The following is a 20,082-nucleotide window of genomic DNA, read 5'->3' on the forward strand; positions in this document are numbered from 1 at the left end:
CCGTGCGTGCCCTGCCCCTCCTGCTCGCCGCCGCCACGTTCACGCTGGCCATGCCCGCCCACGCACAGGATGCCCACGCCCAGGATGTTCACGCGGGACACGACATGGGCGCCATGGATCATTCGGGCCACCCGATGCAGGGCATGGAGCAGAGCGATCCGCACGCGGGGCACGCCATGCCCGCCTCGGATGAAGACGATGCCGACACGCCCGGCGACGCACCGCCTCCCCCCGTCCCCACCGACCATCCGGCCGACCGCTTCTTCGATCCCGCGCGCATGGCCGCCGCGCGTGCCGATCTGGCAAGGGAAGGCCGCTTCTTCGGCAACGCGCTGATCGTCGACCGGCTGGAATACCGCGCCGTCCGGGGGCGTGACGGCTATGGCTGGCAAGGCGAGGCCTGGATCGGCGCCGATCTGGACAAGCTGGTCATCGCTAGCGAAGGCGAAGGCGCGTTCGGCGAAACGGCGGAGCGGATCGAACTGCGCGCCCTGTGGCGCCACGCCATCGCGCCCTACTTCAACGTGGAAGCCGGCGTCCGCCACGATTTCCAGCCCGGCCCGCAACGCACGTACGCCACGTTCGGGATAGACGGCCTGGCCCCCTACTGGTTCGATGTGGAAGCGCAGCTGCTGGTCTCGGACAAGGGCGATGTCCACGCCCGCGTCGAAGGCAGCTACGACCTGCGGCTGACCAACCGCCTCATCCTCCAGCCCGCCGTGGAACTTGACGCCGCGTTCCAGGACGTGCCCGAACTGCGCACCGGCGCGGGCTTCGACCGGCTCGAAGCCGGGGCGCGGCTACGCTACCAGATCACACGCCAGCTTGCGCCCTACATCGGCGTCCACTGGGAACGCCGGCTCGGTGAAACCGCCCGCCTTGGGGCGTTGGCCGGCGAAAGGGCCTCAACCGTCAGTCTGGCGATCGGCGTCCGAAGCTGGTTCTAGGCGGCAAGGCGCGATGACCAATCGCCGAAAGCCTGATCGAACCACGTTTGGCTGCCTTGTGGTCGGCACTTTCATGCTCATGCTTGCCCTAATGTGCGTTCTGAACGCTATCGTTGTACTGTAACCGTCCCACCATATCACTCACCCCGTCGCCCCCTCAAAACGGCAGTTCCGCCTGCTGCCGCCCCGCCTCCCCGGACTGCGGCTCCGCATCGTCGTCGTCGTGATCGCCTTCCAGCGCGGAGAGCGTGAGGCCCATCAGCCGGATCGGTTGCGGCAGGGGCAGCACGGCTTCCAGCAGATCGCGCGCCATGGAGGCGAACACGGTCTTGTCCGCCACCGCGCGCGGGGACGATTTCGCCCGCGTCATATTGGTGAAATCGATGGACTTCATCTTGAGGGTGACTGTTCGGCCCTGCGCGCCCGCCCGTTCGATACGGTCCCATACGATGTCGATGATCCGCTCCAGCGCCTCCCGCAAGGCAGGGCCGGAAGACAGGTCACGATCGAACGTCCGCTCGCCACCCACCGATTTGCGTGGCCTGTCGGCGCGCACCCGGCGCAGGTCTATCCCGCGCGCGGCGCGATAGAGGTAATCCGCCAGGCTGCCGAAATGGCTGCGCAGGAACGCCAGGTCCTTCGCCAGCAGGTCCGCGCCCGTTTCGATCCCCAGCCCCGCCATCTTCTCCGCGCCGCGCGGACCAATGCCATGGAAGCGGCGCACCGGCAGGCCGGCGACGAAGGCCGCGCCCTCGCCCGGCCGGATCACGCACAGGCCATCGGGCTTGTTCTGGTCGCTCGCCAGCTTGGCCAGGAACTTGTTGTACGATACGCCCGCGCTCGCGGTCAGCCCGGTTTCCGCGCGGATGCGCTGGCGGATCAATTCGGCGATGCGCGTGGCGGAGCCGATCCCGCGGATGTCGTCGGTGACGTCGAGATAGGCCTCGTCCAGCGCCAGCGGTTCGACGTGCGGCGTGTAGTCGTGAAAGATCGCGCGGATCTGCTGCGATACACCGCGATAGACATCGAACCGGGGCTTGCGGAAGATCAGGCCGGGGCACAGCCGCGCCGCCCGGACCGATGGCATGGCGGAGCGCACGCCAAATACCCGCGCCTCGTAGCTTGCCGCCGCGACCACCCCACGCTCCGACGAACCGCCGACCGCCACCGGCTTGCCCTTGAGGGCAGGATCGTCGCGCTGTTCGACGCTGGCATAGAAGGCATCCATGTCGACATGGATGATCTTACGCAGCCCGTCGCCGGACTCTTCCTCGCCGGGATCGTTTCGCGCCGGTTCCATGATTTGCAGGCTAGCCTATTTCGCCCCAGGGCATAAAGGGCTGGGGTGAATCCCCCGAACGGACTACCCCGATTTCAATGACTAGCGAGAACCACCACCAGCCAGAGGAAACGCGAGGAACGCCCAGGGGACGCGAATTCGTGGCGATGATGGCCATGCTGATGGCGCTGCAGGCGCTGGCGATTGACGGCATGCTGCCGGCGCTGGGCCAGATCGCGCACGACCTGAACGTGACCGACCCCAACCGACGGCAACTGGTGGTGGGCGTGTTCCTGCTCTCCGCCGGCGTGGGAGCGCTGCTGCCCGGCACGCTGGCGGACCGCTTCGGCCGGCGCCCCGTGGTGCTGACCAGCCTGGGCCTGTACATCGCGTTCTCGCTGGCCTGCGCGATGGCGCGGGATTTCGATACGCTGCTGGTGCTGCGGGCGCTGCAGGCGGTCGGCAGCTCGGGCGTTACGGTTCTGCCCGGTGCGATCATCCGGGATCGCCACAGCGGCGATCGCATGGCGCGAATGCTGTCGACGATCTCGGTGGTGTTCATGGTCGTGCCGATGCTGGCGCCCAGCGTGGGGCAGTTCGTGCTGCTGTTCGCAGGCTGGCGCTGGATTTTCATCATGCTGGCGGTGATGGCCGCGCTGGTCGGGCTGTGGGTCGCCCTCAGGCTCGACGAGACGCTGCGGCCGGAATTCCGGCAGCCGATCAATCCGACGGCGATCGTGGTGAACATGATCGCCGCCGCCTCGAACCGCGCGTCGATCGGCTATGTCCTTGGCGGATCGCTGATGTTCGGCGCGCTGCTGGGCTACATCAATTCCTCGCAACAGCTGGTGGCGGAACACTTCGGCGCGGGCAGCGCCTTTCCGCTGCTGTTCGGCGCGACGGCGGTGACGATGGCCTGCGCCAGTTTCTCCAACTCGCGCATCGTCGAACGCTTCGGCGCACGGCGCGTGTCGCACACGGCGCTGTTCGTCTATATCGGCGTAAGCTGTCTGCAGGTGTTCTTCGCCACGCGCCCGCACCAGACGCTGTGGCAGTTCATGCCGCTGATCGCCATGAACATGTGCCTGATGGGCTTCGTCGGCGCCAATTTCAGCTCGATCGCGCTCCAGCCCTTCGCCAAGATCGCCGGCGCGGCCAGTTCGGTCCAGGCGTTCATGCGCATGGCGCTCGGCTCGTTCATCGGCATGATGATCGGGCAGGCGTTCGACGGCACCGCGCGCCCGCTCGCGGTTTCCTTCCTGGCCGCCGGAATCCTGGCCCTGATGCTGGTGCTGTTCAGCGAGAAGGGACGCCTGTTCCGCCGCCTGCACCCGCCCGGAACGCCGCGCATCATCGTCGACCACTGAGGCAGCAGGCTTCGCGCCCGACGCGGATCAGTCCGTCAGCGCGGCGATCAGCGCCTTGACCTTTTTCTGCCGCCATTGCGGCAGCGGCGCGACCAGCCAATAACCGCGCCGGCTCGGCTCGGCTTCGCCCACGGCGGCGACACGCCCTTCGGCGAGGGCAGTCTGCGCCAGCAGCACCGGCACGCGCGCCTTGCCCAGCCCGGCGGCGGCAGCGCTGATCGCGGTGCCGGCATCGCCGACCGAAAATGCCACGTCCGCACCTTCACCGCCCGGCGCGGGATCGCCCGGCCAGCCGATCCACGGCGCGTCGCCGCCATCGCTGCCGACGGCCGTCACGACGATCACCGCCGCTTCGCCCAGCGCGATGCCTTCCAGATCGCCCGGCCCTTCGGCCCAGCGCACGGCCAGATCGAGATTGGCTTCGGTGAAATCGATGTCCACATCGCCCCCCACCAGCGCGAAGCGCAACTGGTCGTTGCTTGCGCGGAAGCTGGCAAGGCGTGGGGAAAGCCAGGCGGCGAACACGTCGCGCGGGCAGGCGATGGTATAGACATGGCTCGATTGGCCGGCCTGCATCGCCTGCACGCCTTCCTCGAACCGCAGGAAGCCTTCGCGGATCGCATCCAGCCCGGCCAGCGCCTCGTCGGTCAGTTCCAGACCCTTGGAGGTGCGACGGAACAGGACCACGCCAAGCAGGTCTTCCAGCGCGCGGATCTGCTGCCCCACGGCCGCCGGCGTCACCGCCAGCTCATCGGCCGCGCGGGTGAACGAAAGGTGCCGCGCCGCCGCATCGAGCACGCGCAGGCCATTGAGCGGCAGGTGCGTCCGCTTCATCCTCGTTTCCTTCCCTGCGTCAGTTCGCGGTGGCCGGAGCGGCCAGCGGGAAGAACGGGATCGCCACTTCGAACAGCGATCCGTCCGGGCGCTGCATGGTGTAGTGCCCTTCCATGCTGCCCTGCGGCGTGCCGAGCGGACAGCCGGAAACGTAATCGTGCGTCTGCCCCGGTTCGAGCAACGGCTGTTCGCCCACCACGCCTTCGCCATCGACGAAGTTCACGTTGCCGCGCCCGTCGGTGATCCGCCAGTGGCGCGACAGAAGCTGGAACCGCTGCGCCGAGTCGTTCTCGATGCGGATGTGATAGACCCAGAACCATTTGCCCGCATCTACGCGGGATTGTTCGGGCAGGAAATTGACCGCGACCCGGACGGTCACGCCCTCCGTCACTGCGGCATGCTGGAAGAGCTGCTTCATACCTTGGGAGCCTATCGCACATCGGCTCCGGTTCCAATCAAGGAATTGTCGCGCTTGCCCGAATGCGATTTGGCCCCCACAGGAAAACGCGATGCACATTCGCGCGCCCGCCATCCTCTGCGCCGTCCGCGCCCACGGCGAACACGGGGCCGTGGTGCGCATGCTGACCGCCGATCACGGGCTTGTCGCCGCCTATGTCGCGGGTGCGCGCGGACGGGAAATGCGACCCTTGCTGATCCCGGGTAACGTGCTGGACGCCGATCTGCGCGCGCGCAACGACAGCCAGCTTCCCTCCGCGCGGATCGAACTCGTCACCAGCCGCGGACCATGGCTGACCGAACCGCTGCCCAGCGCGGCGATCGGCTGGGCCTGCGCGCTGACCGCCGCGACCTTGCCCGAAGGCTATCCCTATCCCGCGCTTCACGCCGCGCTGGGGGCGACGCTCGATGCGATATGCCATGCTCCTTCCGCGCGCGGCTGGGCACGGGCGCTGGCGGGGTACGAAGCGCTGCTACTGCGGGAAGTGGGCTATGGAGCAGCCCCCGCCCCGCCGGCGGACGAGGACTGGCCGGCGCTCCTGAACCGCCTGGACCGGCATGGCACGGCCATCGGGAACCGCCTGCTTGCCGATCGCCACCGCGATGTTATGGCGGCCCGCGCGATTCTGCTGGACCGGCTGAAACGCATGGACGCTTGATTGAGGGATGCACATGAAGATCGCAGTTCTGCCGGGCGACGGCATCGGCCCCGAAGTGACGCACGAAGCGGTACGGGTGATCGAAGCGCTTGGCCTGGGCGATATCGCCATGGAGCAGGCCCCCGTCGGCGGCGCGGCCTACAAGGCCCACGGCCATCCGCTGCCCCCCGCGACGCTGGAGATCGCGCGCCAGTCCGATGCCATCCTGTTCGGCGCGGTGGGCGATCCCGATTGCGACGCGCTGGACCGGCACCTGCGCCCCGAACAGGCGATCCTGGGGCTGCGCAAGGAACTGACGCTGTTCGCCAACCTGCGCCCGGCCAAGGTGTTCAAGGGCCTTGAGGATCATTCCGCGCTGCGCCCCGAAGTCGCTTCCGCCATCGACCTGCTGATCGTGCGCGAACTCAACGGCGACGTCTATTTCGGCGAAAAAGGCTTCCGCACCACCGCCAGCGGCGAACGCGAAGGCTATGACGTGATGTCCTATTCGGAAAGCGAGGTGCGTCGCATCGCCCACGTCGCCTTCCGCGCCGCGCGCACCCGCGCGCACCGCGTCTGCTCGGTGGACAAGGCCAACGTGCTCGAAACCTCGCAGCTGTGGCGCGACGTGATCGTCGAAGTCGCAAAGGAATATCCCGACGTCACGCTCGATCACATGTACGTGGACAACGCGGCGATGCAGCTGGTGCGCAACCCCGGCCAGTTCGACGTGATGGTCACCGGCAACCTGTTCGGCGATATCCTGTCCGATCAGGCCAGCATGTGCGTCGGCTCGATCGGAATGCTCGCCTCGGCCTCGCTTGGCGAGCGCCAGACCGAATACGGCACGTTCGGCCTGTACGAACCGATTCACGGCTCCGCGCCCGACATCGCCGGCAAAGGCCTGGCCAACCCGATGGCCACCATCCTGTCCGCCGCGATGCTGTTGCGCCACTCGCTGGGTCTGGCCGAACAGGCCGACCGTATCGAACGCGCCGTGGCAGCCGCGCTGGAAGACGGCGTGTTCGGCCGCGATCTTGGCGGAACGGCGGGAACGACGGAAATTGGTGACGCCGTGCTGGCAAGGCTGTAAAGGCCCGCCCCTTATGATCGAACTCGCTGTCATCCTGCCCACGTTCAAGGAACGCAAGAACCTTGCCCCCATGGTCGCCCGGCTCGACGCCGCGCTGGCCGGCATCGCGTGGGAAGCCATCTTCGTCGACGACAACAGCCCGGACGGCACCTCAGACGAAGCCCGCGCCATATCGCAGCAGGATGCGCGCATCCGCGTAATCGAGCGCTTCGGGCGGCGTGGCCTTGCCTCCGCCGCGATCGAGGGCATGTGCGCCACCGCCGCCCCGATCGTGGCGGTGATGGACGCCGATGGCCAGCACGATCCCGCGCTGCTGCCCGAAATGCTCGCGGCGGTGAAAAGCGGGGAATACGACCTCGCCTACGCCTCGCGCTTCGCCGAAGGCGCCAGCGTCGATGCCTGGGGCCGGCCCGATCGCGTCAAGGCATCGGGCCTCGCCAACCGGATCGCCCGCAAAGTGACCGGCGTGCAGCTGTCCGACCCGATGAGCGGCTTCTTCATGCTGCGCGCCGAAACGCTGCGCGCCGATGCGCACCGTCTTTCCGGCGTGGGCTTCAAGATCCTGCTCGACATTCTCGCCACGGTCGATGCGCCGCTGCGCGTCAAGGAGTTGCCGCTGCATTTCGCGGCCAGGCTGGACGGGGAATCCAAGCTCGACCAGACGGTCGTGTTCGAATTCCTCATCGGCCTTTACGACAAGTGGCTGGGCCGCTTCATCCCCACCCGCTTCGCCCTGTTCGGCACCGTGGGTGCGCTGGGCGTGGGCGTACAGATGAGCGCGCTGTGGCTGGTGCTGCACCTGCTGCTGGGCGAACGCTTCGTCTATGGCCACTGGTCCAGCAACGTGACCTTCAACGTGGCCAACACGATCGCCGCCGTGATCGCGATGACCTTCAACTTCGTGCTGAACAACGAGCTGACCTATTCCGACAAGCGGCTGCGCGGCTTCGTCCCGCTGATGCGCGGCTGGGCCAAGTTCGCCATGACCTGCTCGCTGGGCCTGCTCACCAACGTCGGTTCGGCAGCGGCGCTCAAGGCCATGGGCTTCCACGATTTCGTCGCGGTGATCGTGGGCATCGTGCTGGGTTCGGTGTGGAACTTCGCGCTCTCGTCCAAGTTCGTCTGGGGCAAGTACTGATCCGGTGAACGGCGCGCGCCTGCCCCGGCCGCAGGCCGCGCTGCTACTACTGACAGCGGCGGGCGCGCTGTTCAGCCTGATCGACACGCCCTTCCCGCACCTTGCTCCGCTGCAGAACCTGCCGACGCTGGTGATTGCCGGCGGCCTGGCGCTGGCGCTGCGCCGCTGGCCGATCCCGACCGGCGCCGTGGCCTGCATCTGCCTGTTCCTGGCGCTGCACACGCTGGGCGGCCGCTACATCTATTCCAACGTGCCATACGATGCCTGGGCGCGCGCGCTGGGCCTTCCCGCGCCGGGTGGCCTGTTCGGCCTGCGCCGCAACAGCTATGATCGGCTGGTCCATTTCAGCTTCGGGCTGCTGATGGTGCCACCCGTATCGGCATGGCTCGCGCGCCACGGCGGCGTGCGACGGGGCCTGTCGGTCTATCTCGCCGTCGAATTCGTGCTGGGCGCCAGCGCCTTCTACGAAATCTTCGAATGGCTGCTGACGGTCGTCATGGCCGGCGCTGACGCGGACGCCTACAACGGCCAGCAGGGCGATATGTGGGACGCGCAGAAGGACATGGCCTGCGCCGCCGTCGGAGCGGTCTGCACCGCGCTGTGGCTCACCCTGCGCCGCAAGTAGCGCCCGCCTACAGCTTGCCGAACTTCGCCTCGTAGCCGGCGGTGTCACCACTGGCGAGGAACTTGCACTGGTCCACCCAGTTGTCGCGCGTCGCGCGGCCGGCGAACGTGCCCAGGCGCGCATCGATCGCCTTGATGTCTTCGTCGGTCCAGCCGGCGATCTGGGCATAGCGGGTCACGCCCAGTTCGGTCAGCGCTGCGCGCAGCTTGGGGCCTACGCCCTTGATCTTCGAAAGGTCGTCCGCTTCATCATCAGCCGATGCCGCAACCTGCGTCAGTTCGCTGGTCGCGGCGGCGGCCACCACTTCGCCCAGGCCCGCCATCAGCTCCACGCCCGGCGGAGGCGTGATCGCGGGAATGGCGGCGGCGGGCGGCGCATCGATCAGCGCGGTGTTGCGCTGCGCGGGCGCCGCGCCTTCGGACAGAACGTCATCGAATTCACGCCGGGTGGGAGCCGGCTTTACCCGCCCGAACAGCCACCAGATGACCAGCAGCGCCAGCACCACGGCCGCGCCCGCCACAATCCAGTTCGCCTCGATCCAATCGACCATGAAACGCTCCCCAACCCGGCGCACCGGACATCCCCCGGCAAGCCTTACACGCCCGCGCCTTTCCCACGGCGCGGGCGTGTTGCCAAGTCAGATCAACGGGTGAGCGGGCCGGTCAAGCACGCTATTCCTTCTGCAGCGATCCGGCGACCGACACCAGCTTGCCGAATTCCTGCCGCCAGTAATCGCGCTGCGGCCCCGCCAGCCGGACAATATCGGGCCAGGACCATGCCCCCAGCATGGTATCGCCGCGCAGCTTCTGGCCGAACGCGGCCACCGCCACGGCAAAGGCCATGTCGCCCGAAGGGGCGGCGGCGCCCGCCAGCAGTCGCGTCGGTACCGGCCGCTCGATCAGGCGCGAGGCGGTCTCGCGCGGCAGCTTGTAGCGCAGCTTGACCGTGGCCATTTCGCCCGCCTTCGTGGTGGCGGCCACCGCCGGGGCATCCTCGTACTTGCGCGGCGCGATCCAGCCCTTGCCGCCCGTCGGCACCACCTCGTAGATCGCGGTGACCTGATGGCTGGCGCCGATCTCGCCCGCATCGACCTTGTCGTTGTCGAAGTCCTCCTCGCGCAGCGCGCGGTTCTCGTAGCCGATCAGGCGGTATTGCGAGACCACGGCGGGATTGAACTCCACCTGGATCTTTACGTCGCTGGCGATGGTGAACAGCGTGGACGCCATCTGCTCGGCCAGCACCTTGCGGGCCTCCAGCGCGCTGTCGATATAGGCGTAGTTGCCGTTCCCGTGATCGGCGACCTGCTCCATCATCGCTTCGTTGTAGTTGCCCTGCCCGAAGCCCAGCGTAGTCAGCGTGATGCCGCTGTCGCGCTCGCGCTCGACCATCTGCAGCAGCGCCTTGGTGTCGGACACGCCCACGTTGAAATCGCCGTCGGTGGCCAGCAGGATGCGGTTCACTCCGCCGTCGATGAACGATCCGCGCGCCACCTGATAGGCCAGTTGCAGCCCCGCGCCGCCCGCCGTCGAACCGCCCGCGTTCAGCCGGTCGAGCGCGGCACGGATCTTGGCCTTGTCGTTGGTCGGCTCCAGCACCATGCCCGCCGCGCCGGCATAGACCACGATCGAGACGCGGTCCTTCTCGCCCAGTTCGTCGGCCAGCCCGGCCAGCGCGCTCTTGACCAGCGGCAGCTTGTCCGGATCGCTCATCGAGCCCGAAACGTCGACCAGGAACACCAGATTCGCCGGCGGGCGGCTTGCACGGGGCAGGTCATAGCCGCGCAAGCCCACGCGCAGCAGGCGCGTATCGGGATTCCACGGCGTTACCGCCACGTCGGTGGTCACGCTGAACGGCGCCTCGCGCTTTTCGGGCAGCGGATAATCGTAGCGGAAGTAGTTGATCAGTTCCTCGGTCCGCACCGCGTCCTTCGGCGGCATCTGTCCTTGCGACAGGAAGCGGCGAACGTTGGCGTAGGCGCCCGTGTCGACGTCGATCGAGAACGTGGAGACCGGCTCGGCCCGCGTCAGATGGACCGGGCTGACCTCCTTGCCGTCATAGCGCTCGTTGCCCGGATCGGACGGCACCACCACCGGCGGGACGAATCCCTTGCCCCGCACCGCTTCGGCGCGGGCAATGGCCGGCGCTGGCGCATACATCGGCGGCGGAGGCGGCGGCGGTGATGCTGGCGGTGACTGGAGGTTGGCTACGGGACCGGCGCGCTGCGCGGTTACCACGACGTCGTTCACCGTCTCGTCCACACCCTGCGCGGCGCCCACGGCCTTCTCCGGCGCGGCTTGCTTCGCGGCGCACCCGGCCAGCAGGGCAACGGCGGTCGAAAGCGCCACGGCGGCCTTGAATCCTCTCATGCTACGGTCCCCTTCTCCATCCGATCCTCGAAGGGAAGAACACCGTCCGCGCCGTGAATGGTGACTGAACGTTGCGGGACGTTGCCGGGCCGTTACTGGTGGGCTCAGGCCGTCTGCTTGCGGAACAGCACGCGGTCTTCCGGCCCGAATCCGCGCTTCCAGATGACAAGGCAATAGACGCCCAGGATGGCCGGGATGCCGAAGGCGAGTTCCGCCCATTCCGGCAGCATCTTGACGAACCAGCCGACCAGCACCGCCGGCACCGCCGCCCACACCAGCGCCCAGCGCCAGTTGTTGATGCTCTCGCCCAGAATGCGCGAAAGCAGCCGCGCCTTGAGCAGGGATGACAGCGCAAGCGACAGGGCGAGCGCGGCGGCCGCGGCCGCGGCCTGCACCAGCGTGTTGAAGCCCATGTTCTTCGCCAGCAGGATCAAGCCCACAGTCAGCGCGGCCTGCAGACCGATCGTGCCCAGGCTGATCCACAGGTTGCGCACCCGCGCGACGTAGATCAGCGCGGCCTCGCTCACCACCGCGGTCGCCGCGACGACCTCGGCGGTCAGCAGCAATGCCAGCGCGCCGGTGCCGGCCACGAAATGCGGCCCCACCAGCCCCATCACGCCGGTCCCCGGAATGCCCAGCGCCAGCGCGATGCCGGCCTGCGCGGCGGTGATCCAGAATCCGGCCTGGCACACCTGCCGGGCGATCGCGGCATAATTGCCTTCGCGCAGATTGCGGGTGATGACCGGGCCTAGAATCGGCTCGAAGCTGGTCTTGAGCTTCTGTGGCAGCGAGGCGACCTGTTGCGCCACATAGTACACGCCCACCGCCGCCGGCGGCGCGAACGTGCCCAGGATGAAGATGTCGAGCTTGCGGGTGCCCCATTCCACCGCGTCCGCACCGGCCAGCGGCAGGTTGCGCCCCGCCAGCCGCAGGAGATCGCCGGGGCGCGGCGACCACACGCGCGGCAGGCCATAGCTGCGCAGCAGCGGCACGAAGGCCGTCAGCGTCGCCCCGAAGATCGACGCGACATAGGACAGGATCAGCCCGCTTTCGCGCAGCGGGAAGTAATAGGTGCCCGCCAGCCAAAGCCCGCCCGCCGCGATCGACAGCGTCCACGGCTCCACCACCGCCCGTGCGCGAACCGTGGTGCCCACGTCGAAGCGATAGGCCAGCGCCGCCAGCGCGATATCGCCCAGCGCCAGCGGCAGGATCGTCAACGGCAGCAGCCGTTGCAGCGGCGTGAATTCGCCGCTGGGGAACATCGGCGCCGGGAAAACATAGAGCAGCACCGCCAGCACCGCGGAAACCAGGCCGGAAAGCAGCAGGGCGTCGGCCACCACCGCTGCTGCAGGCCGATCGTCCTTGGCCAGTTGCTGCGCCAGCCCGCGCTTCTGCCCCAGCGTCGCCAGTTGCGCGGCCAGTTCCACCGCGATCGTGGCCGAGGCGAAGCGCCCCAGCTCGTCCGCGCCATAGAGGCGTCCGGCGATGAACAGGAACGGGATGCGCGCCGCCAGTCGCAGCAGGAAGCCGAAGAAATTCGTCCTCCCGCCCTTGGCCAGCGCGGCAATATCGTTCTGTTCGGTATCGTCAGCCAAGCGGGTTTTCCGCGCGCAGGGGGCGAGACAGCAGGTGTGCGACCACCTCGCGCGCCGGCATCCGGCCATCGAGCAGCGCCGCCACGGCTTCCACGATCGGCATTGAAATGCCCTTGCTTCGGGCAAGGTCCGCCAGCACCGGCGCGGTGAACGCGCCTTCGGCCACCGTGGCGCGGTCCGCCAGCGCCGCCGCCGCGCTGGTTCCTCCGCCCAGCGCCTTGCCCAGCGAAAAGTTGCGGCTGGAGGTGGACGAACAGGTCAGCACCAGATCGCCAAGGCCCGACAGGCCCGAGAGCGTTTCCGCCTGTGCGCCCATCGCCATGCCGAAGCGCTGCATTTCGGCAAAGCCCCGGCTGATCAACGCGGCGCGTGCATTCTGGCCCAGTTGCAGCCCATCGACCACGCCGCAGGCGATGGCCAGCACGTTCTTGACCGCGCCGCCGATCTCCGCACCGGTCACGTCGTCGGAATAGTAAGGCCGGAACGTCGGCCGGGCGATAGCGGCGGACAGCCGTTGCCACTGCGCCTCGCCGCCCGCACAGGCCAGCGTGATCGCGGTGGGCAGGCCCGCCGCCACCTCGTGCGCGAAAGTCGGCCCGGACAGCACGGCGATCTCGGCATCGGGCGCCACGTCGCGCGCCACGTCGGCCATCAGCCGCCCCGTGCCCGCCTCGATTCCCTTGGCGCAGAGCACCAGATCGCCGCCCTTGCGCCCCATCGCGCCCAGCACCGAGGCCAGATGCTGCGCCGGCGTCACCACCAGCAGCACGGGAAGTGCCGCCAGTTCCGCCAGATCGCCGGTGGCGCGGATGGTGGGATGCAGCGTCGCTGAAGGCAGGAACAGCGCGTTGCGCCGTTCGGTGTTGATCTGATCGACCAGCTCGGCCTCGCGCGCCCAAAGCAGCACCGCGCGCCCGTCGCTGGCCAGAGTCTGCGCCAGCGCGGTGCCCCATGCCCCCGCGCCGACGACGCCGATCGCGGCGCTGTCCCCGGCCCCCACTCCCTGGCTCATGCCTTCACCCCCGCGCCGCGCACCGGCGCGGCATTGGCATCGAGCGGCCAGCGCGGGCGCGCCGGCAGATCGAGCGGGTCCGTATATCCCAAAGCGAAGCGTTCCGCGCCAGCCCAGCCGATCATCGCCGCATTATCTGTGCACAGCTTGCCCGGCGGGGCCACCAGCCGCAGGCCGAAGCCGGCGGCCAGCGTTTCCAGCGCCCCGCGCAACGCGGCGTTGGCCGCCACGCCCCCCGCCACCACCAGCGCGCTCATGCCCTCCGCCCCGGAATCCCGCACCGACTCCAGCGCCAGTCGGGTCCGGTCGATCACGCAATCGATCGCGGCCTGCTGGAACGAGGCGGCAATATCGGCATCGGCATGAAGGCCCGAATCCTTTGCGCGCATCACCGCGCTCTTCAGGCCGGCGAACGAGAAATGCGGCTCCCCGCTGCCCACCAGCGGGCGCGGCAACGGCACTGCGCGCGGATCGCCCGCGCGCGCCAGGCGCTCCACCGCCGGCCCGCCCGGATAGCCGAGGCCCAATATCTTGGCCGTCTTGTCGAAGGCTTCGCCCAGCGCATCGTCGATCGTCGTGGCCAGCCGGCGATAATCGCCCAGTCCGCGCACTTCCAGGATCTGGCAATGCCCGCCCGAAACGAGCAGCAGCAGATAGGGATAGGCCAGATCGGGATCGGCCAGGCGCGGCGACAGCGCGTGCCCTTCCAGATGATTCACGCCGATCAGCGGCTTGTCCGCCGCCATGGCCAGCGCCTTGCCGGTGACCAGCCCCACCATCACGCCGCCGATCAGGCCCGGCCCGGCGGTCGCGGCGATGGCGTCCATGTCCTCCAGCGTCAGGCCCGCGTCGGCGAGTACCGCGCCCACCATCGGCGCGATCACTTCGGCATGGGCGCGCGCGGCGATCTCGGGCACCACGCCGCCATAGGGCGCGTGTTCGGCGTCCTGCGAGGCAATGCGCTGCGCGACGATGCGCGCCTCCAGCGAACCGGCGCTGCCATCGATGATGGCGACGGCGGTTTCATCGCAGGAAGATTCGATACCGAGGATCAGGGCCATGGGGAGCTTTCCCTTAGAGATAAACGCAGGTACGGCAAGCGGCGCATGATCCAGACTTTCCTCCAAGATAGCCCCGCGCAGGCTCCGGCAACCGCACTCCGGCTGGGCACGCGCCAGTCTCCGCTCGCCATGGCGCAGGCGCACGAGGCGCGCGACCGGCTGTGCGCGGCGCATGGATGGCCCACGGAAACGGTGGAAATCGTGCCCGTCATCGCCAGCGGGGATCGCATCCAGGACCGTCCGCTGGCCGAGATCGGCGGCAAGGCATTGTGGACCAAGGAACTCGATGGCTGGCTGGCTTCGGGCGAGATCGATTTCGCCGTCCATTCGATGAAGGACGTGGAAACGATCCGCCCGGCGGAACTGGCGATCGCCGCCGTGCTGCCCCGCGCCGACGTGCGCGACGTGCTGGTGGGCGCGGAAAGCGTCGCGGCGATCCCCCCCGGCGCGCGGGTGGGCACCAGCGCGCCGCGCCGGGCAGCGCAGATGCTCCACGCCCGGCCCGACCTTTCGATCGTGCCGTTCCGCGGCAACGTCGCCACCCGGCTCGCCAAGTTGCAGGCCGGCGAAGCGGACGTGACGCTGCTGGCCGCCGCCGGGCTCGCGCGGCTGAACCAGACGGGCGTAGGGCATCCGCTGCCCACCGATCACTGGCTTCCGGCTCCGGCGCAAGGCGCGATCGGCATCGAATGCCTGACCGCGCGGCACGATCTGCGCGGCTGGCTGGCCGCGATCGATCACGCGCCGACCCATGCCGCCGTCCGCGCCGAACGCGCGCTGCTGCTGGCGCTGGGTGGCAATTGCCACAGCCCCATCGCACTTCATACGCAGGCCGATGGCGATGGGCTGACGCTGCGCGCGGCGCTGTTCAGTCCAGACGGCGCGCTACGCGTGGAGGCGACGGAGCGCTTCTCCGCCGACGACGAAACCGCCCCCGCCCGCCTTGCCGACCGCCTGCTAGCCGAAGCGCCCGAAGGCATCCGCGCCCACTTCCATGGCACGGCGCTGCACTGAACGGGACGGACAAGGCATGGCCGGCTTGCCGCTCATCGTGATCCGCCCCGAACCGGGTAACCGCGAAACCGTGGACCGCGCACGCGCCATGGGCATCGACGCGCGCGGCTTTCCCCTGTTCGAGGTCGCGCCGCTGTCATGGGATGCGCCATCACCCGATGGTTTCACGGGATTGCTCGCCGGGAGCGCCAACGTCTTCCGGCACGGCGGGCCAACACTGGAGCCATTGCGCATCCTGCCCGTCCATGCCGTGGGCGCCGCCACGGCGGACGCGGCGCGCGCCGCCGGCTTCGAAGTCGCCCAAACCGGCTCTGGCGGGCTGCAACCGGTGGTGGAGCACTTGGCCGCCGGCCGGTATCTGCGCCTTGCCGGAGAGGAGCGCGTGCCGCTGCTGCAGCCGGCCGGAGTCTTGCTGGAAACGCGGGTGGTCTATGCCGTCCGCGCGCTCCCCTTGCCCCCGGCCTTGCAGGCGATCCTGCGGGAAGGCGCGATCGTTGCGCTGCATTCCGGCGAAGCGGCGGGGCATTTCGCGAAAGAAACAACCGAATCGAATATAAACCATCGCGCCATCGCGATTGCCTGCCTTGCACCACGAATCGGCGAAATGGCGGGGAAAGGTTGGCTCAAGACCGGAATAGCGCCGGAAAGAACCGATCACGCGCTGCTGGCGCTGGCCTTGCAAATGTGCCAGACCGTGTGACATCGGGGCAACGGACAAACGAAAAAGTAAAATGCAGGATACGACAACCATGCAGCCGGGAAGCATTCCGCGCCGCGGACGGCGTGGCTGGACAACCGTTCTGGTCGGGCTGCTGTTACTCGTCGCTGTTTCCGTGGCCGTCGGCTGGCTGGCCTGGAAAAACGGGCTGCTGACGCTCGGCGCCAACGGCGTGAATTTCGGCCCTTCCCCCGCAGCGCCTGCCACGCCGCCAACGCCGCTACCGCTCGTCAGCGCCGGTGAAAGGGCCGCGAACGATGCCGCCGTGGCTGGAGCAACCGCCAAGCTCGCCGCGCTGGAACAGCGACTGGCCGAACTCAACCAGCAAGCCTCTGCCGCATCGGGGCAGGCGACGCATGCGGAAGCGCTGCTGGCGGCCTTCGCCGCGCGCCGCGCCATCGAACGCGGCCAACAGCTGGGCTATCTGGAAACACAGTTGCGCATCCGCTTCGGCGATAGCCAGCCCAATGCGGTGGACCGTGTGATCTCGGCGGCGGGCAAGCCTGTGACGCTGGGATCGCTGTCCGAAGACTTCGAACGCCTGCGCCCCCAGTTGACCGGCGGTTCGCCCGATGAAGGCGGCTGGCAGTGGTTCAAGCGCGAGATGGGCAACCTGTTCGTTATCCGGCATGACGACATGCCCTCGCCCTCTCCCGAACGGCGGGTGGACCGCGTGCGCAGCTTCCTGGCCGGCAACCGCGTGGACATGGCGATCATCGAAGTGGAACGGATGCCGGGGCATGACGCGGCAACCGAATGGCTGGCCCACGCGCGCGACTATGTGATGACCCAGCACGCGCTCGACCAGCTGGAAACCGCCGCGCTGGTCACGCCCACTCCGCCACCGCCCGCCACGATCGTTCCGTCACGGCCCATCATGCCGCCGTCCGCGCCGCAACCGGCGGCGACAGCCTCTACCGGAACCGCGGGCTAGACCTCAGCCGCGCAGCAGTGCCGGCAAGGCCCCGCTCATCCCCCGCGCTTCGTCCATGAACCAGCGCTTGAGCGGCGCGGCGCGCTGCACGCCCGCCATGCCGAAGCGGCGGATCGCGCTGGGAATGCGCCCAGGAATGCCGAACAAGCGGGTCAGCACATCGGTCGCCGCCGCCACCATGAAGGTATCCGCCGCGCGCCAGCGCTCGTAGCGCGCCAGAAGCTGCGCGTCGCCTGCGTCCAGCCCCAGCCGCATACCATCGGACAGCACTTCCACCAACGCCGCCACGTCGCGCAGGCCAACGTTGAGGCCCTGCCCCGCGATCGGGTGCATCCCGTGCGCCGCATCGCCCACCAGCGCCAGCCGCGTGTCCACGATCCGCGCGGTGTGGTGGAAGTTCAGCGGGTACGACGATCGCGGCGAAGCGAGGCGAATCTTACCGAAGATGCCGTGCATCCGCTTTTCCACTTCGGACAGGAACGCGCTTTCGGGCAGAGCCAGCACGCCCGCCGCATCCTTTTCCGCCACGGTCCAGACCAGCGCGGAACGGTGCGTGCCGTCCGCTTCGTCCAGCAGCGGCAGCAGCGCGAACGGCCCTGCCGGATAGAACACTTCCCAGGCCACGTTCTCATGCGGCTTTTCGTGATAGAGCCCGGTGATGATCGCGCGGTGGCCATAGTCCCAGCGCGCGGGCGTGAACCCCGCCTCGTCGCGCGTGGGCGAACGGCGGCCCTCGGCGGCGACCAGCAACTGCCCCTTCAGCACGCGCCCGTCGGTCAGCGTCACCGCCACGCCATGTTCGTCGCGTTCTCGGGTGGCAACATGGGCGTTGGGCAGGAACGTGATCGCCTTCTCGCGCGCGGCGGCGGCATACATCGCGATGCGCAGATCGCGGTTGGCGTACATCCGGCCCAGCGAGCCATCGGCGGCGCCGGGGCGGAAATCGATCCGGCCCGGCTTCATTGCGTCGGTCACCGCAATGGCGTCGATGGGGCAGCCCTTGGCCGCGAGTTCCTCACCCATGCCGAGGTTGGTATAGAGGTTCCAGCTTGCCGTGGAGATGGCGGAGGCGCGGCCGTCGAATCCGTCGGCGGTCTGCGCCGCCGGGTCGGAGCTGTCCACCACCACGCTGGCGATGCCGGCCTGCGCCAGCCCGATCGCCAGCGTCATGCCGACAAGGCCTCCGCCCAGGATCACGACATCAGCCGTCACCGGTGGCATCTCCGGGGCCGTCATTGGGGCCATTTCAGATTCGCTTGCGCTCAACGATTCGCTCCGCATGTGTCACCCGGTCCAGCATCGAGATCGAGGCACCTTCCGTCAAATGCCCCCTCGGGCGCCTTGAGCGCGATCAAACCGGCGAGAGTCGGCGCGATATCGACCGTCTCGACGGGCCCCGGCTGCTCGAACGGCGTCATGCCTTTGCGCCAGAACAGGATCGGCACGCGCCGGTCATAGTCCCACGGCGATCCGTGCGTCGCCACATATCCCGGCCCCGGCTTGGCGATCGGCACCACGCCGCGCTTCAGCAGGACCAGCAGATCGCCCGACCGCGGCGCATAGTAAGAGGCGCGGGCACGCTGGATCAGCGACCACGTCTCGGGCGAGCCGGATGGCATCGGCGTCGCCGCGATTTCGGCGGCGGTGAACACGGCGGCCACCTGCGGATGCGCGGCGAACATCGCCCTGGCTTCCTCGGTGACGCGGGCCTTCTGCTCCGCCGTCAGATCCCGGCGCAACCAGATGTCGCCCGCCGGCCCGTCGGAACGGATCAGCCCCTTGGGATCGAGCCCCAGCTTTTCCGCGACCGCCTTGCCGATGGCATCGGGCTGGAGCGCGGCATCGACGCGCGTCACCTGCGGCATGGCCTGTTCATCCTGCCGCTCGGGCATATCGAACCCACCATGATCGGCGGTCAGCACCACGGCATAGTCGATCCCGCGCTTGTCCAGCCCGGCGAAGAAATCGCCCAGCGCCAGATCGAGCTGGTGGACCTGGATGCACATTTCCGCGCCCTGCGTGCCGGTGCCGTGGCCAATGTAGTCGGTGGCGGAAAGGCTCACCGCCAGCATGTCGGGCGCGCTGCCCTGCCCCAGCTTCTGTTCGTCGACCAGCTTCGTCGCCAGATCGAGCGTCGCGCGATCGAGGCGCGGCGAGACGCGAAAGCCGGTGGCATCGTCCTTCGCCAGCGGGAAGCGGCCGGTGCCGACCGTGGCGGTGCCGGCGGTGATCGCGCGGTCCTTCGCCACGCACCATGCCGGCAGATCGAACGCCGGCGCGCCGGCGGCCAGCACCTTGGCCACCGCCGCGTTCTCCGCCACCGCCGTCGGGCCGAGCGAACGGCCTTCCAGCGTGGTGAAGGCGTTGCCCTTCCACCAATAGACCTGATCGATCACATGGCCGCCCATCATCAGCGCGGCGCGGTCCTTGCCCGAAACCGCGATGTTGCGGCTGGCGGGGTTGGCCTGCTTCATCCGCTCGCCCAGCGTCGGCACCATCAGATGCCCCACCGAGGCGACGTAGTCCTTGGAATTCGCCGCCGTCCTGGTCTCGTCCTCGGCGCAATAGATCACCTTGTTGTCGCGCGCGGCGGACAGGTCGATCCAGTTGTTGGCGATGATCCCGGTGTGCGCCGGGCGGTTGCCGGTCAGGATCGTGGAATGGCCGGGGCACGTCTCGGTCGCCGCGTGCGACTGGTATCCGGCAGGGAACACCATGCCGCGTTCGAGCCGCGCCAGCCCGCCGGTGAAGGTCTGCCGGTTCTGCGCGAACAGGTCGGCCGAGAACTGGTCCACCGCGATCGCCACCAGCAGGCGCGGCGGGCCTTTCGGGGCCGGCGCCGGCGCTTCGACCGGGGCCGGGGCCGAAGCAGGCTTGGGCGCATTGGCCGGCCGGGCCACGGCGGCGGGCGAGAACGGCAGCGCGGCGGCAGCGAGCAGCAGGGCGATCTTGTTGCAGCGGATCATGGGCACTCAGGAACTCCAGAAGGGCGCGCACTGGACTTG

At 68.6% G+C, this 20,082-nt stretch carries 19 protein-coding genes; 9 read left to right on the top strand and 10 right to left on the bottom strand.

The annotated features are described in order from the left end of the window. Positions 1-2 precede the first annotated feature (2 nt). On the top strand, positions 3-947 hold the full coding sequence (locus NMD1_RS19190; protein WP_223806503.1) for a copper resistance protein B: 945 nt from the start codon (positions 3-5) through the stop codon (positions 945-947). Positions 948-1,104: 157 nt separating this feature from the next. On the opposite strand, the gene dinB is transcribed toward NMD1_RS19190, so the two are convergent. Next, complete coding sequence (gene dinB, locus NMD1_RS19195) at positions 1,105-2,247, bottom strand: DNA polymerase IV (protein ID WP_124808462.1); 1,143 nt, start codon at positions 2,245-2,247, stop codon at positions 1,105-1,107. Positions 2,248-2,393: 146 nt separating this feature from the next. Here dinB and NMD1_RS19200 point away from each other — a divergent pair, with 146 nt between their 5' ends. Beyond that, a complete protein-coding gene (locus tag NMD1_RS19200; RefSeq protein ID WP_233497860.1) occupies positions 2,394-3,593 on the top strand; it encodes a multidrug effflux MFS transporter in 1,200 nt (399 codons plus the stop codon). Between the two features lie 27 nt (positions 3,594-3,620). Here NMD1_RS19200 and NMD1_RS19205 read toward each other — a convergent pair whose 3' ends face one another. Beyond that, entirely contained in the window at positions 3,621-4,427 is an 807-nt protein-coding gene (locus NMD1_RS19205) for a LysR family transcriptional regulator (RefSeq protein WP_125956567.1), read from the bottom strand. Between the two features lie 19 nt (positions 4,428-4,446). Continuing rightward, a complete protein-coding gene (gene apaG / locus NMD1_RS19210; protein WP_124808459.1) occupies positions 4,447-4,845 on the bottom strand; it encodes a Co2+/Mg2+ efflux protein ApaG in 399 nt (132 codons plus the stop codon). 91 nt (positions 4,846-4,936) lie between these two features. Between apaG and NMD1_RS19215 the strand changes: the two genes are divergently transcribed. From NMD1_RS19215 to NMD1_RS19230, 4 genes are read left to right on the top strand one after another with little or no spacing between them, the layout of a single operon-like run. Further along, complete coding sequence (locus NMD1_RS19215) at positions 4,937-5,542, top strand: DNA repair protein RecO (protein ID WP_125956569.1); 606 nt, start codon at positions 4,937-4,939, stop codon at positions 5,540-5,542. Between the two features lie 13 nt (positions 5,543-5,555). Beyond that, on the top strand, positions 5,556-6,614 hold the full coding sequence (gene leuB, locus NMD1_RS19220) for a 3-isopropylmalate dehydrogenase (protein ID WP_125956571.1): 1,059 nt from the start codon (positions 5,556-5,558) through the stop codon (positions 6,612-6,614). 13 nt (positions 6,615-6,627) lie between these two features. After that, positions 6,628-7,752: a glycosyltransferase family 2 protein gene (locus NMD1_RS19225; protein WP_124808456.1), complete on the top strand. Its 1,125-nt coding sequence runs from the start codon at positions 6,628-6,630 to the stop codon at positions 7,750-7,752. Positions 7,753-7,756: 4 nt separating this feature from the next. Beyond that, positions 7,757-8,377: a DUF2238 domain-containing protein gene (locus NMD1_RS19230; RefSeq protein WP_125956574.1), complete on the top strand. Its 621-nt coding sequence runs from the start codon at positions 7,757-7,759 to the stop codon at positions 8,375-8,377. 7 nt (positions 8,378-8,384) lie between these two features. Here NMD1_RS19230 and NMD1_RS19235 read toward each other — a convergent pair whose 3' ends face one another. From NMD1_RS19235 to tsaD, 5 genes are all read right to left on the bottom strand, one after another. Continuing rightward, positions 8,385-8,927 carry a helix-hairpin-helix domain-containing protein gene (locus NMD1_RS19235; protein ID WP_125956576.1) on the bottom strand — a complete coding sequence of 181 codons (543 nt, stop codon included), beginning with the start codon at positions 8,925-8,927 and terminating at the stop codon, positions 8,385-8,387. Between the two features lie 121 nt (positions 8,928-9,048). Further along, a complete protein-coding gene (locus NMD1_RS19240) occupies positions 9,049-10,743 on the bottom strand; it encodes a VWA domain-containing protein (protein ID WP_125956578.1) in 1,695 nt (564 codons plus the stop codon). A gap of 104 nt (positions 10,744-10,847) precedes the next feature. Beyond that, the gene (locus NMD1_RS19245; RefSeq protein ID WP_233497830.1) at positions 10,848-12,338 is read right to left on the bottom strand and encodes a lipopolysaccharide biosynthesis protein; all 1,491 of its coding nucleotides are present in this window, start codon (positions 12,336-12,338) and stop codon (positions 10,848-10,850) included. After that, positions 12,331-13,350 carry an NAD(P)H-dependent glycerol-3-phosphate dehydrogenase gene (locus NMD1_RS19250; protein WP_125956583.1) on the bottom strand — a complete coding sequence of 340 codons (1,020 nt, stop codon included), beginning with the start codon at positions 13,348-13,350 and terminating at the stop codon, positions 12,331-12,333. Before NMD1_RS19250 ends, NMD1_RS19245 begins: the two co-directional genes overlap by 8 nt. Next, complete coding sequence (gene tsaD / locus NMD1_RS19255; protein ID WP_125956585.1) at positions 13,347-14,411, bottom strand: tRNA (adenosine(37)-N6)-threonylcarbamoyltransferase complex transferase subunit TsaD; 1,065 nt, start codon at positions 14,409-14,411, stop codon at positions 13,347-13,349. Before tsaD ends, NMD1_RS19250 begins: the two co-directional genes overlap by 4 nt. Before the next feature lie 45 nt (positions 14,412-14,456). On the opposite strand from tsaD, the gene hemC reads away from it, so the two are divergent. From hemC to NMD1_RS19270, 3 genes are read left to right on the top strand one after another with little or no spacing between them, the layout of a single operon-like run. Continuing rightward, positions 14,457-15,425 carry a hydroxymethylbilane synthase gene (hemC, locus tag NMD1_RS19260; RefSeq protein ID WP_125956588.1) on the top strand — a complete coding sequence of 323 codons (969 nt, stop codon included), beginning with the start codon at positions 14,457-14,459 and terminating at the stop codon, positions 15,423-15,425. 16 nt (positions 15,426-15,441) lie between these two features. Next, entirely contained in the window at positions 15,442-16,125 is a 684-nt protein-coding gene (locus NMD1_RS19265; protein WP_125956590.1) for a uroporphyrinogen-III synthase, read from the top strand. Between the two features lie 31 nt (positions 16,126-16,156). Then, positions 16,157-17,077 carry a hypothetical protein gene (locus NMD1_RS19270; protein ID WP_125956594.1) on the top strand — a complete coding sequence of 307 codons (921 nt, stop codon included), beginning with the start codon at positions 16,157-16,159 and terminating at the stop codon, positions 17,075-17,077. 3 nt (positions 17,078-17,080) lie between these two features. On the opposite strand, the gene NMD1_RS19275 is transcribed toward NMD1_RS19270, so the two are convergent. After that, a complete protein-coding gene (locus NMD1_RS19275) occupies positions 17,081-18,298 on the bottom strand; it encodes a UbiH/UbiF/VisC/COQ6 family ubiquinone biosynthesis hydroxylase (RefSeq protein ID WP_125956880.1) in 1,218 nt (405 codons plus the stop codon). 41 nt (positions 18,299-18,339) lie between these two features. After that, positions 18,340-20,043: an alkaline phosphatase family protein gene (locus NMD1_RS19280; RefSeq protein ID WP_125956883.1), complete on the bottom strand. Its 1,704-nt coding sequence runs from the start codon at positions 20,041-20,043 to the stop codon at positions 18,340-18,342. Positions 20,044-20,082 lie beyond the last annotated feature (39 nt).

The sequence above is a fragment of the Novosphingobium sp. MD-1 genome, assembly GCF_001014975.1.
Taxonomy (GTDB): domain Bacteria; phylum Pseudomonadota; class Alphaproteobacteria; order Sphingomonadales; family Sphingomonadaceae; genus Novosphingobium.